This is a genomic window from Candidatus Clostridium stratigraminis (genome assembly GCF_045310675.1).
Lineage (GTDB): Bacteria > Bacillota > Clostridia > Clostridiales > Clostridiaceae > Clostridium_AT > Clostridium_AT stratigraminis.
Map to the genome: position 1 here is coordinate 54,142 of NZ_JBJHZZ010000004.1, position 17,749 is coordinate 71,890.

The following is a 17,749-nucleotide window of genomic DNA, read 5'->3' on the forward strand; positions in this document are numbered from 1 at the left end:
CTAGCACAAAATGAATTTTATCACAAATAGTGAGTAAATGCAATAAAATTATTTTTTACTACTTTTTTAAAAGCTTAATATCTTCCTTTGTTAAGTTTAATTTAGAAAAAAGATCAGGACGCTTTTTCTTAGTTATTATTAAGGACTCAAGTCTTCTCCATTTTCTGATATTATCATGATGTCCGGATAGTAAAACCTCAGGAACCATTAAGTTTTCGAAACATTCAGGTCTTGTGTATTGAGGATATTCAAGTGCACCAGCGTAAAAGGATTCCTCTTCATAGCTCTCGCTGCTGGATAATACATTAGGAACAAGCCTGCATATACTATCTATTATTGGAATTGCTGCCATCTCTCCTCCAGTAAGTACAAAATCACCTAAAGAAACCTCATCATCCACAAAATTATAGACCCGTTCGTCTATACCTTCATAATGACCACAAAGAAAAATTAGCTCCTTCTCTTTAGAAAGCTCTTTTGCAGACTCCTGATCAAATCTTCTGCCCCTGGGTCCTAAAAATATTACCTTACCATTATTAGCTTCTTTAACAGCCTTAATGCAAGCAACAATAGGCTGAGGGGTCATAACCATACCTGCACCTCCGCCATAAGGATAATCATCAACTTTCTTATGTTTATCAGCAGAATAATCTCGTATATTTACAGCATTTATTTCAATAATATGCTTTTCCATAGCCCTTCCAAGTATACTTTGATTAAATACATTGAACATGTCTGGGAAAAGTGTTAAAACATGAATCTTCATTGCCATACCTCTAAAGGTTTTATAATTATTTCTTTATTTTCTATTGATATACTTATAACTATATGTTTTAAGGCTGGTATAAGCAGTTCGTTTTTACCTTTTATCCAATATACATCATTACTTGGAGTTTGAATTACATCAGAAACTACTCCAAGCTCTACCTTGTTTTCATCATAAACTCTGCAGCCTATTATATCAGCTATGAAGTATTCACCTTGTGATAATTCTACTGCATTATCTCTATTAACTTCTATATACTTATTTTTTAATTTTAAAGCATCTTCTATAGTTTCAATGCCTTCTAGCTTCATAATAACCTTATCAGCTTGTAGCTTGCACCAAACTACTTTTTTAAGAACATTATCTATATAAATCTCATTTAGTTTCCTAAAGCGTCTAATGTCATCAGTTAAAGGAAAAACCTTTAGTTCGCCTTTTAATCCATGTGTATTAATAATCTGACCAATTGAAATAAACTCTCTCATTATACACTCACCTTCTTATAAAGTATTAAAGATATTAAACTCCTCATCTTAATTTTTGTTTTTAAAAAATCAGGCCTTAGATACCTGATTTTTTAAAAACAAACGTAAAAATAAAGCTTTAACCTATAAAATAAGGGATTAGGTTTAACCTAACCCCCTATATTATTTCTACAACAACTCTTTTATTATCTTTAATAGCTGCTGCTTTGACAACAGTACGGATAGCTTTAGCTATTCTTCCCTGCTTGCCAATTACCTTGCCCATATCATCTGGTGCAACTTTTAACTCAAGTATAGTGCATTGTTCTCCAGTCACTTCATTTACTTGAACTGCTTCTGGGTTATCAACTAAAGATTTAGCTATTATTTCAACTAGTTCTTTCATAGAACACACCCCCAGTGATTACTTGGAAAGTTTTTCGTTAATTCCAGTTTTAGTGAATAGTCTCTTTACTATGTCTGATGGTTGAGCACCATTCTTAACCCATTGTATAGCCTTTTCTTCATCGATTTTTATAGTAGTTGGTTCTGTAGTTGGGTTATAGTAACCTATTTCTTCAATGAATCTTCCATCTCTTGGAGATCTTGAATCAGCAACAACAACTCTATAAAAAGGAGCTTTTTTAGCACCCATTCTTTTTAGTCTTATCTTTACTGCCATTTATTTCACCTCCTTTAAAGGATATGCTTTAGCTTATTTCATAAAAGGTAACTTTCCAAACATACCCTTTTTAAAGCCCTTTTGCATATTTTTTGTTTGTTTCATAAGTTTTTTCATCATGTCAAATTCTTTAAGAAATTTATTAATTTCTTGTATATTTGTACCTGAACCTAGAGCAATTCTCTTTTTTCTAGAAGGAGAACTACTAACTAAGCTAGGATTTTTTCTTTCTTTAATGGTCATAGAATGAATAATTGCTTCTTTTCGTTTAAGCTCTTTCTCGCTCTGACTTAAGTCAACACCTTGAAGTTCTTTAGAATTAAAACCTGGAATCATTTCAACTAATTTATTTATAGGGCCAAGCTTTTTCATCTGGCTCATTAATCCTAAATAGTCCTCAAGATTAAATTCCTGGCTGAACATCTTTGAACTAAGTTCTTTAGCAGACTTTTCATCAATTGCTGCTTGGGCTTTTTCTATTAGTGAAAGTACATCGCCCATTCCAAGAATTCTAGATGCCATTCTGTCCGGATAAAAGACTTCTAAATCATTCATCTTTTCTCCAAGTCCAACAAATTTAATTGGCTTACCACTCATAGCTTTTATAGAAAGTGCGGCACCGCCTCTTGTATCACCATCTAGTTTTGTAAGAATAACACCTGAAATGTCCAGCTGCTCATTGAAACTTTGAGCAACATTAACAGCGTCTTGGCCAGTCATTGAATCAACAACAAGGAGTATTTCACTTGGATTAACCGAAGCCTTAACATCTTTTAACTCCAACATAAGCTCTTCATCTATGTGAAGTCTACCGGCCGTGTCTATAATAACTACGTTGTTATTGTTACTTTTAGCATATTCTATGGAGGCTTTTGCGATATTTACTGCGCTAACATTGTCACCCATAGTAAACACAGGTACATCAATTTGCTTTCCAACAACCTGTAGCTGTTTTATTGCCGCCGGTCTATATATGTCACAAGCTACAAGTAAGGGCCTTTTATTAGACTTTCTCATTTGCAGCGATAATTTACCTGCCATGGTAGTTTTACCAGCACCCTGAAGTCCAACTAACATAATAACTGTAATATCGTTATTTATGTATTTGATAGTACTTTCTGTGCTTCCCATTAAAGTTGTTAGTTCTTCATTAACAATTTTAATAACCTGCTGACCTGGAGTTAAGCTCTCCATTACTTCATTTCCCAAACATTTTTCACTAATGCTGTTTACAAAATTTTTAACAACCTTGTAATTAACATCGGCTTCAAGTAAGGCAAGCTTTACTTCTCTCATGGCATCTTTTATATCTTTCTCGTTAAGCTTCCCTTTGCCTTTAAGCTTTTTTATAGTATCTTGTAGTTTTGAAGCTAATCCTTCAAAGGCCATGATAATCCTCCTAAAGACTTTGTATTATATCTTTTTTAATTTCCTCGATTTTAGTTGTTACTTCTGTATCTGAAATATAATCCTTTAAAACTTCAAGTTTGCTTGTAACTTTATTTTTATTTTCATTTAAAAGATCATCTTTATATTTTAGCTTTAGCTTATCTTCGTATTCCAGTAATAACTTATGACATCTTTTAATAACATCGTGTATTGCTTGCCTGCTAGTATTACTGAGTTCAGCAATTTCTCCTAGAGAAAAATCCTCATTATAATACATTTTCATTATTTCCTGCTGTTTATCAGTTAGGAGTACTGAATAATAATCCAGCAAAAAGGATATCAAAACTCTTTCTTCCATGCAATCACCTTACTTACAAAGTAGATAATATCAGATTTAAAATAGGCTGTCAAGTATTTTTACTTAACAGCCTGTAATAAGTCTATAATTTTAAATAAATAACTTGTTTTCATAAAAAATTTATGAATATTAACCAATTAAAACAATGCTTCAACAAAATCATTGGCATTAAATTCTTGGAGGTCATCTATTCCTTCACCAACACCTATTAATTTTACAGGAATATTTAATTGGCTTTTTATGGATATAACAATTCCACCTTTTGCAGTTCCATCAAGTTTTGTAAGGATTATGCCATCAAGAGGACAAACTTCAGAAAATTGCTTTGCCTGTATAACAGCATTTTGACCAGTTGTAGCATCCAATACTAGTAAAGTTTGTTTACATGCTTCTGGGTATTCTCTATCTATGACTTTGTTAATTTTAGCCAATTCATCCATTAGATTTTTCTTGTTATGTAATCTGCCTGCAGTATCACATATGAGAACATCAGCTTTTCTTGCTTTAGAAGCCTTAATAGAATCAAAAACTACAGCAGCTGGATCAGATCCCTCTTGGTGCCTGATAAGTTCAACATTAGCCCTCTTACTCCAAACTTCTAATTGATCAATGGCTGCAGCACGGAAGGTATCAGCGGCTGCTAATATTACCTTATGGCCAGAAGCCTTTAATTTAGCTGAAATCTTACCTATGGAAGTAGTTTTCCCCACCCCATTTACACCTACTATTAATAAAATTGCAGGTACCTCTTTAATAAGGCTAGACTCATCGTTAGCGCCAAGGATTTCCGAAAGTACTTGCTTTAAGCAGGGTTTAACTAATTTAGGATCTTTAATTTTGTCATCCTTAACTTTTTTCCTTAACCTATCTATAATATCTAAGGTTGTTTCAACACCAATATCACTTGTTATTAAAATCTCTTCTAACTCTTCATATAATTCTTCATCAATATTAACATATAAATTAAGCATATCGCTTATTCTATCTGTAAATCCATCCTTTGTTTTAGAGAGACCGCTTTTAAGCTTTTCAAAAAATCCACCAAACATATGCTATTCCTCCGGTTAAAATTATATTTCAGTTAGTTAATTATTTTTGTGCCATAATAATTACTAATTAGGATGTTTATTTAAATCAACTGATACAACTTTAGAAACGCCCTTTTCCTCCATAGTAACTCCATAAAGAATATCGCTTACTTCCATAGTTCCTTTTCTGTGGGTAATAACGATAAATTGAATATTATCTGAAAACTTCTTTAAGAATTCAGCATATCTTAATACATTAGCATCATCTAAGGCAGCTTCAATTTCATCTAATATGCAAAACGGGGTAGGTTTCATCTTTAAAATAGCAAATAAAAGAGCTATAGCTGATAGTACCTTCTCTCCTCCGGACATTAAATTAATATTTTGAAGTTTTTTTCCAGGAGGCTCAACATTAATTTCGATATTTGAGGTTAATTCATCCCCGTTTGCTATAATTAAGTCTGCACTGCCACCTTTAAATAATTCCCTAAAGGTTTCATTAAATAAGCCTCTTAAAATGTTTAGGTTCTCACTGAAAACACTTTTCATTTTTTCAGTCATTTCATGAATCATAGAAACAAGCTCAGATTTAGCTTCTATTAAATCTTCCCTTTGAGAAGACATAAATAGGTATTTCTCTTGAACTTCTTTATATTCCTCTATTGCTCCTACATTTACAAGTCCAAGTGATGCTATGTCAGCTTTAGTTTTTAATATAGCTTTTTTATATTCTTCTATATTTTCAATATTAGATCTATATTTAATAGCTTCTGCATAGGTTAATGACATCTCATCATTTAGTTTTCCATAAAGTCCATCTAACTCAGCTTGAAGTTTTGTAATTGATAATTCCTGTTTGTGATACTCATCTTCATTTTTATTTAAGTCCATAACTATATTATCAAGTTCATTTGAGGCGGTGCTTATTTTATCCTTAATGGAAATCTTTGCTGCTTCACTAGCTTTAAAATACTCTTCATAGCTTAAAATATCCTGCTCGATTGATTTTGCTTTGTTAATGTTTTCCTCAATTGAAATCAGGCTAGTATTTAATGAGTTCTGAGAAAGCTCATTTTCTTCTTGTAAATGCTTATTCTTAATTAAGGTCTCATCTGTATCATTTGCAAGTCTAGAAAGCTCTCTGATTTTATTGTTTATAATTTCTTCCTTTTGAGCCTTTTTTATTTTTAAGCTGGTATTCTTTTCTTTAACTTCGATAATCTCAACATTTTTATTTTTTAATAAATCAGTAAGCTCATTTATTTTAATTGACATTAAAGCTTCTTCATCTATTAATTTTTTTAAGGAAGCTTCTTTCTCAGATAAAGTTACATCGAAATTATTAACTTCATTTTCTAAAGCATCAATTTCTTTTTTACACCTTTCCAAGCTTTCATTTAACTTATTATTTTCATTTGTAATTGAAGAAATTTCACCTTGTAATCTTGTAGTTTCAATTTTATCTTTATAAATTTCGTCTCTTAAATTTAAATTTGTCTCATCTAATTTCTTAATGAATGCCCTAAGCTCTTCTACATTTTTAATGGCTTCTTCTAAACTTAAATTAATATTTTTAAGCTTATCTTGAAGTTCCTGTATTTCTCTTTTTCTGCTAATAACGTTTGTAGATTTATGATATGTACTTCCACCAGTTAAGGAACCGCCAGAATTTATAACCTCTCCAGATAGTGTTACGATTTTATAGCTGTAGCCTGTAGCTTTTGCTATTTTTAAGGCATATGTCATATCCTTAGCAATGATGGTTCTTCCTAATATAAACTCAATTGCATTAGTGAATTTGGCATCATATTTAATTAATTCACTGGCAATTCCAAGATAACCTTCAAGCTTGCTGCAGCTTTCAATGTTTTGAATTTTCTTGCCTTTAACAATATTTAAGGGCAAAAATGTAGCCCTGCCAAGATTATTAGTTTTTAAATGATTAATTAGATAAGTAGCTATATTTTCATCCTCGGTTATAATATCCGAAATAGCTCCTCCTAAGGCGATTTCCATAGAAACCTCGTACTGTTTGCCTACTTCGATTATTTCTCCTAAAATAAAGCACCTATTTTCTGCCTTAGATATTTTACCTGCAGTAATTTCCTGCATCAATGATTTTACAGCTTTATTATAACCTTCATATTGCTTCTCTAAACTTGAAAGCATATGATAATTTGCTTCTGTTTTATTTAAATTTACATTTAGCTCCTTTTGAAGTCTCTCATCCTTTGTTAACTGTGTATTCAATTTGGATATTTCAAGTTTATTTTTCTTTATATCATTTTCAGAATTTAAGGATTTAGTTTTAATATTATTTATACTTTCATCAATTATAATAATGGTGCTTGAATTTATTTTAATCGAATTAATGAAATTTTCCGTAGAAACCTTTAAATCCCTAATTTTATTTTCTATCCCTAACCTTTCATTTTCCATTAACAATATAGAATTTTTTGCTGTTGAAATGCTTTTAATGACTTCGGTATCATTATTTTTTAGTTCTGAAACATAAGCTTCATCATTCTTTAGCCCATCATTTAGCTTTAAAATTTCTTCTTCCAAGCTTATTATTGTCTCATCTAATTGTTTCATTTCCTTCTGCATGGAAAGTAGATTATTTTCCTGTTCCTCTTTGACTTTGACTAAACTCTTCAGCTTTTCATCAGTTTTATTTATCTCTAAAATATTTTTATCTATTATTTCTTTAAGATTCTTAACTCTCTCCTCAAGCAGGGTATTCTCAGAGGTAACAGTTTGATAAAGAGATTTAGCTTTATAATACTCCTTTTGATCATCTTGAAGCTTTGCATTATGTTCTTCAAATTCATGATTTAACTCTTCAAGTTTTTTAGAGGAAATTTCCTTGCTAATTAAAATATTAGATATTTGTACTTTTAAATCATTAATTTTTTCTGTTACAGAGTTAATTTTATTCTGGGAAATATCAATAGAATGAATTATTAAATTTGCCTCTTTTTCCGTTAAGTTAGATGAAAGCTTCAAAAACTCCTTTGCTTTTTCTGATTGTATCCTTAAAGGTTCAAGTCTTTCTTCAAAAGTATTAATAATATCAATTATTCTTATCAAATTCTGTTCTGTACTTTGAAGCTTTTTTTCGGCATCGTCTTTACGGCTTTTATATTTTACAATTCCAGCTGCTTCTTCAAGTAAGCTTCTTCTTTCCTCAGGCTTTCCGCTTAATATGGCATCAATTTTACCTTGTCCTATTATTGAGTAACCTTCTTTTCCTATTCCCGTATCCATAAATAATTCTTGAATATCCTTTAATCTACATTGAGTATTATTAATATAATACTCACTTTCACCAGAACGATAAAGTCTTCTTGATATTATCACATCAGAATAATCTATAGGTAATTTCTCATCCGAATTATCTAAGGCAAGTGAAACTTGTGCAAGTCCTACAGGTTTTCTATATTGAGTACCAGCGAAAATAACATCTTCCATTTTGCCGCCGCGAAGACTTTTAACGCTTTGTTCACCTAAAACCCAACGAACTGCATCTGATATATTACTTTTACCACTGCCATTAGGGCCTACAACAGAAGTAACACCTTTTTTAAAGGATAAATTCGTCTTTTCAGCAAAGGATTTAAATCCTCTAATTTCAATAGATTTTAGAAACATATGTGCACCCCTTATTATCTAAACAGTGAAGGAAGTAAAGTTAAAATAAAAATTATAATAATAAAATATGCTAACAGCTTAGTGTATTTTTCCCTTTGTTTCTTATTCATTAATAAACACCTCTTACTTCTATTATAACACTACATAAATTAATATTATACCAAAGTGATATAAAGGTGACAAGTATAAAAGTGCCACCTTAGTAATAAACAGCTTGTGAAAAACACATATCCTTCATTACTAAGGTGGCACTTTAAAACTAAAAGCACAAATAAATTATCTTGGCTCAACAATAAACTTTATTGCAGTCCTTTCTTCACCTTCAATTACAATTTCTGAAAAGGCAGGGACTACCACTAGGTCTATTCCATTTGGTGCAACGAAACCTCTTGTAATAGCTATTGCTTTAACAGCCTGATTAACAGCACCTGCTCCAACGGCTTGAACTTCTGCGCCATGATTTTCTCTTAAAACTGCTGCTAATGCACCTGCAACTGACTTTGGCTGTGATTGAGCTGAGACCTTTAATACTTCCATTATAAATTCCTCCCTACAAAATTCATGTTACAAACTTTACAGAGATAATATTCTATAAAAGGTTTAAATATCCTTCTTTATATTTTTTAGTTAAAAACTCACTAATCGACACTTTGTGACATTGATCAAAGTAAGCAAGTTCTAATTCGCCACGGTTAATATTCTTGCTCTGCGTTAATTTAATATTTAATGTCTTTAATTGTTCTTTAGTGTCATTAAAAAAAGTTTTTTTATTGCAAAATAATTTAGAAATATCCTTGTCGTTAACAGTTATTTCATAGTCACCTGTATAATTTTTCGGGGCAGCTTCCAAAATTAAGTCGTTAAATATGCTTCCTTCAACTAGTTCTCTAAAGGAAGGATGAAAAGGTCCTGCTATAATATCTTTACCTACATTTATTTCTTCTGTAGGCTGTAATCCTATTCTTATTACATTTATATTGTTAGAAAGTAACATTACATATATTACCTTTGATATTTTTATGGCTTCCTCTAATGTATATGGTTTATAAATATTTGAATAATACATCTTCTCCATTGGGGTGTCTTTAATAACAAGAGCTGGGTAAATTCTGCATAAATCAGGTGATAGTTTAATAATTTCGGCTGTCGTATCTATATCCTTTTTAAAGCTATCACCGGGAAGTCCAAGCATTATTTGATGCCCTAAGGTAAAACCATAAGCTTTTATTAAAAGAGAAGCCTTTATTACATCTTCACTACTGTGGCCTCTTGCGGATTTAATAAGAACTTCTTTATCCATTGATTGTACACCAAGCTCTATTATATCAACAGAATAGTCCTTTAAATTAGCAAGAATATGTGAATCTATATAATCTGGCCTTGTTGAGAGGCGAATATAGTCAATAACTCCTCGATCTTTATAAAATTTTGCAACTTCTAAAAGTTCCTTTTGCTTTTCTATATTAATTGCCGTAAAGGTGCCACCAAAAAAAGAAATTTCAAGTATACGGTTTTCCTCTGGAAGAGTTTTTAAATACTCTTCTACTGTAGTCTTAACAAATTTCGCATTTACTTTTGTTGTAGTTCCCGTAATACTGTTCTGATTGCAAAATACACAATCATGGGGGCAGCCTTCATGTGGAACAAATATAGGAATAATATATCTAGCCTTATTCATTTATATCCTCCAGAGTTATAAGCACTTCTTTTGCTGCAGCTTGTTCAGACTCTTTCTTAGAGTATCCTGAGCCGCTTGAAATAGGTTTATTGTTTACAACAACTTGAGTGAAAAATTTTCTGTGATGAGGTGGTCCTTCATATTTTATTAAGTTATAAACAATTGATACTTCACCATCCTTTTGAAGTATTTCTTGCAATCTTGTTTTATAATCTAAGATTATTTCATTAGCTAAAGCCTTTTTGATAATTTCTTCAAATTTATTTAATATAAATTCCTTGGCACTATCAAAGCCCTTATCTAAATATATAGCTGCAATAATTGCTTCAACACAGTCAGCAAGGATAGAAACTCTTTCTCTTCCACCAGTAAGTTCTTCACCCTTACTCATATTAAGATATTTTCCTAAATCTAAAGTTTTTGCTATTTGATGAAGTGAATTTTCACATACAATTAAGGAACGTGTTTTTGTAAGTTCTCCTTCTGACTTTTCATTACAGTTTTTATACAGGTATTCTGATATTGTAAGTTGGAGAACTGAATCACCTAAAAATTCTAATCTTTCATAATGTATTGAATTTTTATCTTCATTAATATAGGAACTGTGTGTCAAAGCTTCATTTAACAAAAGAATATTAGTAAAATTTACATTCAAAAGCTTTTCAAGTTCAACTAAGTTTTTTTTATTCTTTCTCATAAAGGCAATTCTCCTTACAGTAGTTTATTCTTCAACTTGCTGATAATTATACAAGCTCAAGAATAAACTAATTTTTTTAAAATTTTAAGTCCCGCTGTGGGCGGGACTTAAAAATTACTCTTCAGTATGAGCTTTTATGTAGTCTACTACATTTGCAACAGTACTAATTTTTTCAGCGTCTTCATCTGGGATTTCTAAGTCAAAATCGCTCTCTAATGCCATTATTAACTCAACTATATCAAGTGAATCAGCACCTAAGTCATCCATAAATGATGATTCCATAGATATTTCATCAGCATCTATTCCTAATTGATCGGCAATTATATCTCTAACTTTTTCAAATATCATAATTTCACCTCCAACTCTATAGTTATATAAAGATAATATTACATTCCTCTTATGCCGTCAATATTAAATTTAATCTGCAGTATCATTTAAACTGCATGCATCTAGCTTTTCGAGTTCCTCAGTAATTCTTTCAACAATATTCTGATCATATGTAGCTTTTGCCTGCTTTATAGCATTTTTAAAGGCTTTACTATTTGAGCTACCATGTGCTTTAATTACTATTCCCTTTGCTCCTAAGAAAGCTGAGCCACCATATTCAGTATAGTCAAACTTTCTTTTAAAATTATCAAATACTGATTTCAATAACAATCCTCCAAGTTTTGTTTTGAAGGAGGACATTATTTCTGTCTTAAGTAATGAGAATATACTACCTGCAACACCTTCGTAGGTTTTTAAAAATGTATTTCCAACAAAACCATCACAAACTAAAACATTAGTTTCACCAGAAGGCACATCCCTTGGTTCAATATTTCCCACAAAATTTAAATTAGAAGCTTTTAAAAGCTTATGGGTTTCTTTAGTAAGCTCATTACCCTTTTCTTCTTCTGCACCAATATTAATAAGCCCTATGGTTGGATTTTCAACCTTTAGTATATTTTCAAAGTATATCTTTCCCATTAAGGCAAATTGAAGAAGATAAATAGGTTTGCAGTCTACATTTGCACCAGCATCAGTTACCATAAAGGGATTAGTCTTTCCAGGCATTATTGGAGCTAGGGCAACCCTTTTAATTCCTTTTATTCTACCTATAATAAGGGTAGCACCAGCCATTAGAGCCCCTGTGCTTCCGGCAGATAGTACAGCATCTGCTTCTCCATTTTTAACAAAGTTTAACGCCTTCACTAAACTAGAATCTTTTTTCTGTTTTAAAGCCTTAACAGGTTCTTCATTTGGGCTTATAACTTCTGTGGAATCCACTACCACAATACTTTCACTTGGAAAAGTAAATTTTGATAAAGTCTTTTTTATAAGTTCTTCTGGACCAGTAAGTATGATTTTTACCCCTAATTCATTTACAGCTTGAACGCAGCCTTCAATTACTGCTTCAGGGGCATTATCTCCACCCATCCCGTCTACTGCAATTATCATAAGATTACCTGGAATACCAGGAATTCACTTCCTTCCTACTTCATAATAAAAACATTATTCCTAAAAAAAGTATATTATACATAAAATAAAAAAACAAGAGAAAGTCAATTGACTTTCTCTTATAATTATTTTTCAGTAGCTACAACTTCCTTACTCTTATAATATCCACAGTTTTTGCATACTCTATGAGCAAGTTTCATCTCATGGCACTGAGGACATTCAACTATACCTGGTAGGCTTAATTTAAATGTTTGTGCTCTTCTAGAGTCTCTTCTAGCTTTAGAAAATCTTCTCGCAGGATTTCCCATTGTAACACCTCCTTAATTTGCAGAAAACAAATCTTTAAGCTTTGCAAGTCTTGGATCAACTAAATCTCTTGTGCAATTGCAGGATGATACATTTAAGTTTATACCGCAAACTTGACATAAGCCTTTACAGTCATCTTTACACAACTTTTTAATAGGTAAAGATAAAATTATATTGTTTTTGATATTTTCTGTGATATCAATTATATCACTATCAATAAAAATGATTTCATCATCTTTATTATCTGGATTATTGGAAAAGTTTTCGTGAATTTGAATATCTATATTATAATTAAAACTTGTTAAGCATCTAGAACAAGATAAGCCTAACTCAGTTGTAACTTTTCCTTCTAACCTAATAACATTTTCAGAAATTGATACATCTCCATCTAATGTTACAGGCTTAAGAAACTGAATATATTCTCCATCATCATAAAAATTCTCCATACTGGAAACTAAATGCACCTTTTTTTTAGATGCTTTTTTAGCAATTAAATCTATAACATCTATTTTCATAGTGTCACCTCAATGCATTAGCCACAATTTATTATATAAACAACTAAAATAAAAGTCAAGCTGTATTTAGTATTTGCGTTAATTATTGTAAATTATTTATTTTCCACAATTTCCTTAACGTCTCTAGCTATCATGAGCTCCTCATTTGTTGGAATTACAAATACCTTTACTTTGCTGTCTTCTGGACTTAAGTCAACAGCTTTACCCCTAACCTTATTTTTAGAAGGATCAAGCTTAATACCTAGGTAATCTAAGTTAGCACAAACAGCTTCTCTAGTTTCAGGTGAGTTTTCACCAAGGCCAGCAGTAAATACTAGGCAGTCAACACCATTCATTACTGCAGTATAGGAACCAATAAACTTTTTAACTTTATAATAGAATACATCTAAAGCCAATTGCGCTTGCTTATTGTTATTTTTCCAAGCTTCATCTTCAATATCTCTAAAGTCGCTGCTTACACCGGAAATACCTAAAACACCTGACTTTTTATTAATAATATTATTAACTTCATCAATGCTGTAATTTAATTCTGTCATTAAGAAAGTTATTATAGCTGGGTCTATGCTTCCGGATCTGGTACCCATTGCTATTCCTTCAAGAGGAGTAAAGCCCATACTAGTTTCTACAGACTTCCCGCCTTCAATTGCTGCAATACTAGCTCCATTTCCTAAATGGCAAGTTATAATTTTTAAATCCTTAATATCTTTTCCCATCATTTCAGCAGCAACTTGTGAAACGTATCTATGAGATGTTCCATGGAAGCCATATTTTCTTATTCCCTGCTCTTTATAAAGTTCATATGGAAGAGGATAGATATAAGCATATTCAGGTATTGACTGGTGGAAAGCTGTATCGAATACTGCAATCATAGGAGTATTTGGCATAAGCTCTCTGCAGGCATTAATACCTGTAATATTAGGAGGGTTATGTAGTGGTGCAAGCTTTGCACAATCCTCTAATGCTTTCATAACTACTTCATCAATTAATACAGAATTTGAATATTTTTCTCCGCCGTGAACAACTCTATGACCTACGGCTGAAATTTCTGTCATATCAGAAATAACGCCATTATTCTTATCAACAAGTGCGCCTAAAACTAATTTAATAGCATCCTTATGGCTAGGCATTGCCTCTTTTATAATATATTTTTCCTTACCTTCTACCTTTTGAGTTAGTATGGAACCATCCATTCCTATTCTTTCAACAAGACCCTTTGCTAATGCAGTTTCATTAACCATATCAATTAACTGATATTTTAAAGATGAACTACCGCAATTGACAACTAGTATTTTCAATTAAATTTCCTCCTCATTACCTTATTCCTTGGTAAGCATTATTAATTATTTTGAGCCTGAATAGCTGTTACAACAACAACGTTAACTATGTCCTCAGCACTGCAGCCTCTTGATAAATCATTAACTGGTTTTGCAAATCCTTGACAAACTGGTCCTATAGCTTCTGCATTTGCAAATCTTTGAACTAATTTGTAGCCTATATTTCCGGCTTGCAAATCAGGAAAAACTAATACATTAGCTTGACCTGCAACTTTGCTTCCTGGTGCTTTTTGATCAGCAACCTTTTTAACTATAGCAGCATCTAATTGTAATTCACCATCTATTTCAAGATCTGGTCTGAGTTCTTTAGCTATTTTTGTAGCTTCTCTAACTTTATCAACTAATTCACTTTGTGCACTGCCCATAGTTGAGAAAGAAAGCATAGCAACCTTTGGTTCCATATTGCATAATTTTTTAGCAGTTTCAGCAGTTGAAATTGCAATAGCAGCCAGCTGTTCTGCATTAGGATTTGGATTTACTGCGCAATCAGCAAATAAAAGCATTCCATTATCGCCATATGGGCTGTTTGGTACAAGCATTATAAAAAAGCTTGAAACAGTTGAAATTCCAGGAGCAGTTTTTATAACTTGCAGTCCTGGTCTAAGTAAATCTCCAGTAGTATGTATAGCGCCTGATACTAGACCATCAGCATCGCCTAATTTAACCATCATTGTTCCAAAATACATAGGATCTAATACTGTACTTTGAGCCTTTTCCATAGTAACACCTTTTGATTTTCTAAGCTCATAAAAACCTTCAGCGTAAGCAGATGTCTTTGGAGAAATTTTAGGGTCTACTATTTCTATTCCTTCTATATCAGCACCTAAGCTTTTAGCCTTGCTTTTGATTTTTAGAGCATCACCAAGCAAAACCAATTCTGCTAAACCTTCTTTTTTAATCATAGCACTAGCTACTATGTTTCTTTCTTCTTCACCTTCTGGAAGTACTATCCTCTTTACATCAGATTTAGCCTTCTTCCAAAACTCTTTCATTATATCCATAATCTTATCTCCCTTCTGTATTTTTCAATACATATACACCATATATTATAATAACTCATTATTAATATACTTTTCAACAAAAATGTCTAAAATATACCTTAAGATTTTGCTATAATGTACATAATAAGTATAGTTCTAGTATAAATAGTGAATATAATTATTATTTTATTAAGGTAAAAGGTTGTGAAAGAATGAATATAACATCCATAATTTCGGAATATAATCCCTTACATAACGGACATATATATCATATGGAAAAAACAAAGGAGCTAACTGGTGCTGATGCAATTATATGTGTTATGAGCGGCAATTTTGTGCAAAGAGGTCTGCCGGCTATGGTAGATAAGTGGAAAAGAACAAAGACAGCTCTAGAAAGTGGTGCTGACCTTGTTTTAGAACTTCCAGTACTGTATAGCTTATCTTCTGCTGAGTTTTTTGCCTTTGGTGCAGTAAGTCTTTTAAACAGTTTAGGTGCAGTAAATAGTATTTCTTTTGGAAGTGAGGATGGAGACATAGAATTTCTTAAAAGTATATCTAAAATACTTTTAAAGGAACCGCTTGAATTCAAGAAAAACCTAAAACAATATTTAGATTTGGGATATGGTTATGCAAAAGCAAGAAGCTTAGCTTTAAGAGAGTATATTAAAGATAAAAATATTATAGATAAAAATCTTGAACAAAGCTTAAGTACTTCTAATAATATTTTAGGTATTGAATATCTAAAAAGCTTAATAAGGTTAAACAGCAATATTAAGCCATATACAATTAGACGTGAAGGTGCCCCCTATAACAGTGAAGTTATGGATAATATGTTTTCAAGTGCAACTGCAATTAGAAAATATGTTAAAGAAAACGATGATCTATCTGAACTTTATAAGCATTTGCCTAAATCAAGTTATAATTTGCTTTTAGACCTTAAAAATAGCAATTATGATTTTGTGAGTGGAAGTAATATGCTTAAATATATTAAATATAAATATTTTTGTGGTAATCCTAAAATAGAAAAACTACCGGATGTTATTGAAGGCCTTCACAATAAAATATATAAAAGCTTGGATAGGATAAATGATTATGATGACTTAATTCAAAATATAAAAAGTAAAAGATTCACTTACACTAGAATAAGTAGAATACTTTGCCAATATTTCATAGGCTTTGAAAGCTATAATACTGAAATTTTAAGAAAAGAATCTTGCCCTTATGTACGAATATTAGGCTTTAATGAAATAGGAGCTAAAATACTTAAGGACCTTAAGAAAAGCTCAAATATACCAATATATACTAAGCTTCCTAAAGTCCATAATGAAGTCCTTGACTTAGAAATTCAAGCTACAAAGGCATATAGCCTTTTAAATTCCAAAATAGATCCCTTAAGTGACTTTCTAATTAACCCTATAAAGTTATTTTAGAATACTTTAGAAAGCCATCTTCCATTTTTAATTGTATAGCTCCTGTTTCATTTAGATATTCAACGTAGGATCTAAGCATTCTTTCAATCAGGGAATATTTATTTTTACTGTTAACATGAATGTGAAAGCTTTTTATTACAGCTCTTAGAATATCTTCCATGGTCATTGAACCTTCAATTACATCGAAGACCCTTAGTGCTCTATTTTTATAAAAATTAATGTTATCTGTAATAAGTTTAGTAATGTCATCAAATACACCTTTATGAGCTACAACATATTTGCTGCAGCATAAGTTATAAAGCTTATCCTTACTTTTTAAATCCTCTTTAAGTATAAAAGCGTAGGGCATTTTAGCTCCTTCAATTACCTCATAACTAATAAGGGCATCCCCTAAGTACGCCACATTATCAGGTGTAATAATGCAAATGTGTGCTGGACTATGCCCTGGTGTATGAAGAATTTTAAATTTTATTCCGCATACATATATTTTATTTTCCTCATCTAAAATTTTAATATCAGTATCACAAATCATATGGCCATAATGTTCTGTTATTTCTGTTAAAGTTTGATTACTGTAGTAAACCTTCAGATTGACGGCAGAACTGCAAACATGTGCTTCATAAGCTGGCATTGCAATAATAGAATTGTATTTCTTTTTAAAGTATGCATTGTTTCCAATATGATCTATATGAGCATGACTGTTTAAAATGCCAGCTACATTAAAGTTATTTTTATCAAGGAGTTCTTCTATTCCTTCTCTTTCTCCCTTTGCCCAGCCAGTATCAAGTAAAATTATTTCTTAATCGTTTATTTTATAAAAAGGTATAGTTGACATACCTGTATCAATACTAAAGGTACTTCCTTTTATCTGCTTAATTTCCATATAATATTCTTAGTGAAGTATGCTCTTTTAAGGCACAAACACTAAATTTCACTTCCTTTCTTATAATCTTTTTAAAATGATTTAATTTCCTTAAACTATGTAAAACAGTTTAGAATAAATGTAATAAATTTGTACTAGGCTAAAATATAAT

19 protein-coding genes are annotated in these 17,749 nt (G+C 31.4%); 1 reads left to right on the forward strand and 18 read right to left on the reverse strand.

Features of this window, described 5'->3' with window-relative positions; genetic code table 11:
* Positions 1 to 58: 58 nt before the first annotated feature.
* The 17 genes from trmD to pta form a co-directional block, all read right to left on the reverse strand.
* Positions 59 to 766, reverse strand: a complete 708-nt coding sequence (gene trmD / locus ACJDUG_RS08295; RefSeq protein ID WP_406769429.1) for a tRNA (guanosine(37)-N1)-methyltransferase TrmD — start codon at positions 764 to 766, stop codon at positions 59 to 61.
* Positions 763 to 1,251, reverse strand: coding sequence for a ribosome maturation factor RimM (rimM, locus tag ACJDUG_RS08300; RefSeq protein ID WP_406769430.1), 489 nt, complete (start codon positions 1,249 to 1,251; stop codon positions 763 to 765). Before rimM ends, trmD begins: the two co-directional genes overlap by 4 nt.
* Positions 1,252 to 1,408: 157 nt before the next feature.
* Positions 1,409 to 1,636: a KH domain-containing protein gene (locus ACJDUG_RS08305; RefSeq protein WP_406764829.1), complete on the reverse strand. Its 228-nt coding sequence runs from the start codon at positions 1,634 to 1,636 to the stop codon at positions 1,409 to 1,411.
* An 18-nt stretch (positions 1,637 to 1,654) separates the two neighbouring features.
* The gene (gene rpsP, locus ACJDUG_RS08310; protein WP_406769431.1) at positions 1,655 to 1,912 is read right to left on the reverse strand and encodes a 30S ribosomal protein S16; all 258 of its coding nucleotides are present in this window, start codon (positions 1,910 to 1,912) and stop codon (positions 1,655 to 1,657) included.
* Positions 1,913 to 1,945: 33 nt separating this feature from the next.
* On the reverse strand, positions 1,946 to 3,301 hold the full coding sequence (ffh, locus tag ACJDUG_RS08315) for a signal recognition particle protein (protein WP_406769432.1): 1,356 nt from the start codon (positions 3,299 to 3,301) through the stop codon (positions 1,946 to 1,948).
* Between the two features lie 10 nt (positions 3,302 to 3,311).
* On the reverse strand, positions 3,312 to 3,659 hold the full coding sequence (locus ACJDUG_RS08320; RefSeq protein WP_406769433.1) for a putative DNA-binding protein: 348 nt from the start codon (positions 3,657 to 3,659) through the stop codon (positions 3,312 to 3,314).
* Positions 3,660 to 3,796: 137 nt separating this feature from the next.
* The gene (gene ftsY, locus ACJDUG_RS08325) at positions 3,797 to 4,708 is read right to left on the reverse strand and encodes a signal recognition particle-docking protein FtsY (protein WP_406769434.1); all 912 of its coding nucleotides are present in this window, start codon (positions 4,706 to 4,708) and stop codon (positions 3,797 to 3,799) included.
* 63 nt (positions 4,709 to 4,771) lie between these two features.
* Positions 4,772 to 8,338 carry a chromosome segregation protein SMC gene (gene smc, locus ACJDUG_RS08330; RefSeq protein WP_406769435.1) on the reverse strand — a complete coding sequence of 1,189 codons (3,567 nt, stop codon included), beginning with the start codon at positions 8,336 to 8,338 and terminating at the stop codon, positions 4,772 to 4,774.
* A 276-nt stretch (positions 8,339 to 8,614) separates the two neighbouring features.
* Positions 8,615 to 8,875, reverse strand: a complete 261-nt coding sequence (locus ACJDUG_RS08335; protein WP_406769436.1) for a stage V sporulation protein S — start codon at positions 8,873 to 8,875, stop codon at positions 8,615 to 8,617.
* A gap of 52 nt (positions 8,876 to 8,927) precedes the next feature.
* The gene (locus ACJDUG_RS08340) at positions 8,928 to 10,016 is read right to left on the reverse strand and encodes an elongator complex protein 3 (protein WP_406769437.1); all 1,089 of its coding nucleotides are present in this window, start codon (positions 10,014 to 10,016) and stop codon (positions 8,928 to 8,930) included.
* Positions 10,009 to 10,713, reverse strand: a complete 705-nt coding sequence (gene rnc / locus ACJDUG_RS08345) for a ribonuclease III (RefSeq protein WP_406769438.1) — start codon at positions 10,711 to 10,713, stop codon at positions 10,009 to 10,011. The genes ACJDUG_RS08340 and rnc overlap by 8 nt, the downstream gene beginning before the upstream one ends.
* Before the next feature lie 114 nt (positions 10,714 to 10,827).
* Positions 10,828 to 11,061, reverse strand: coding sequence for an acyl carrier protein (gene acpP / locus ACJDUG_RS08350; RefSeq protein WP_406769439.1), 234 nt, complete (start codon positions 11,059 to 11,061; stop codon positions 10,828 to 10,830).
* Between the two features lie 69 nt (positions 11,062 to 11,130).
* Positions 11,131 to 12,150 (reverse strand): phosphate acyltransferase PlsX, encoded by a 1,020-nt coding sequence (plsX, locus tag ACJDUG_RS08355; RefSeq protein WP_406769440.1) that lies wholly within the window; start codon positions 12,148 to 12,150, stop codon positions 11,131 to 11,133.
* Between the two features lie 125 nt (positions 12,151 to 12,275).
* A complete protein-coding gene (gene rpmF, locus ACJDUG_RS08360) occupies positions 12,276 to 12,458 on the reverse strand; it encodes a 50S ribosomal protein L32 (RefSeq protein ID WP_406764818.1) in 183 nt (60 codons plus the stop codon).
* A gap of 12 nt (positions 12,459 to 12,470) precedes the next feature.
* Entirely contained in the window at positions 12,471 to 12,971 is a 501-nt protein-coding gene (locus tag ACJDUG_RS08365) for a YceD family protein (RefSeq protein ID WP_406769441.1), read from the reverse strand.
* Between the two features lie 92 nt (positions 12,972 to 13,063).
* Positions 13,064 to 14,266: an acetate/propionate family kinase gene (locus ACJDUG_RS08370; protein WP_406769442.1), complete on the reverse strand. Its 1,203-nt coding sequence runs from the start codon at positions 14,264 to 14,266 to the stop codon at positions 13,064 to 13,066.
* 41 nt (positions 14,267 to 14,307) lie between these two features.
* Positions 14,308 to 15,306 carry a phosphate acetyltransferase gene (gene pta, locus ACJDUG_RS08375; RefSeq protein WP_406769443.1) on the reverse strand — a complete coding sequence of 333 codons (999 nt, stop codon included), beginning with the start codon at positions 15,304 to 15,306 and terminating at the stop codon, positions 14,308 to 14,310.
* 191 nt (positions 15,307 to 15,497) lie between these two features.
* On the opposite strand from pta, the gene ACJDUG_RS08380 reads away from it, so the two are divergent.
* Entirely contained in the window at positions 15,498 to 16,715 is a 1,218-nt protein-coding gene (locus ACJDUG_RS08380; RefSeq protein WP_406769444.1) for a nucleotidyltransferase, read from the forward strand.
* Here ACJDUG_RS08380 and ACJDUG_RS08385 read toward each other — a convergent pair.
* On the reverse strand, positions 16,699 to 17,511 hold the full coding sequence (locus ACJDUG_RS08385) for an MBL fold metallo-hydrolase (RefSeq protein ID WP_406769607.1): 813 nt from the start codon (positions 17,509 to 17,511) through the stop codon (positions 16,699 to 16,701). The genes ACJDUG_RS08380 and ACJDUG_RS08385 overlap by 17 nt on opposite strands.
* Between the last annotated feature and the right edge of the window lie 238 nt (positions 17,512 to 17,749).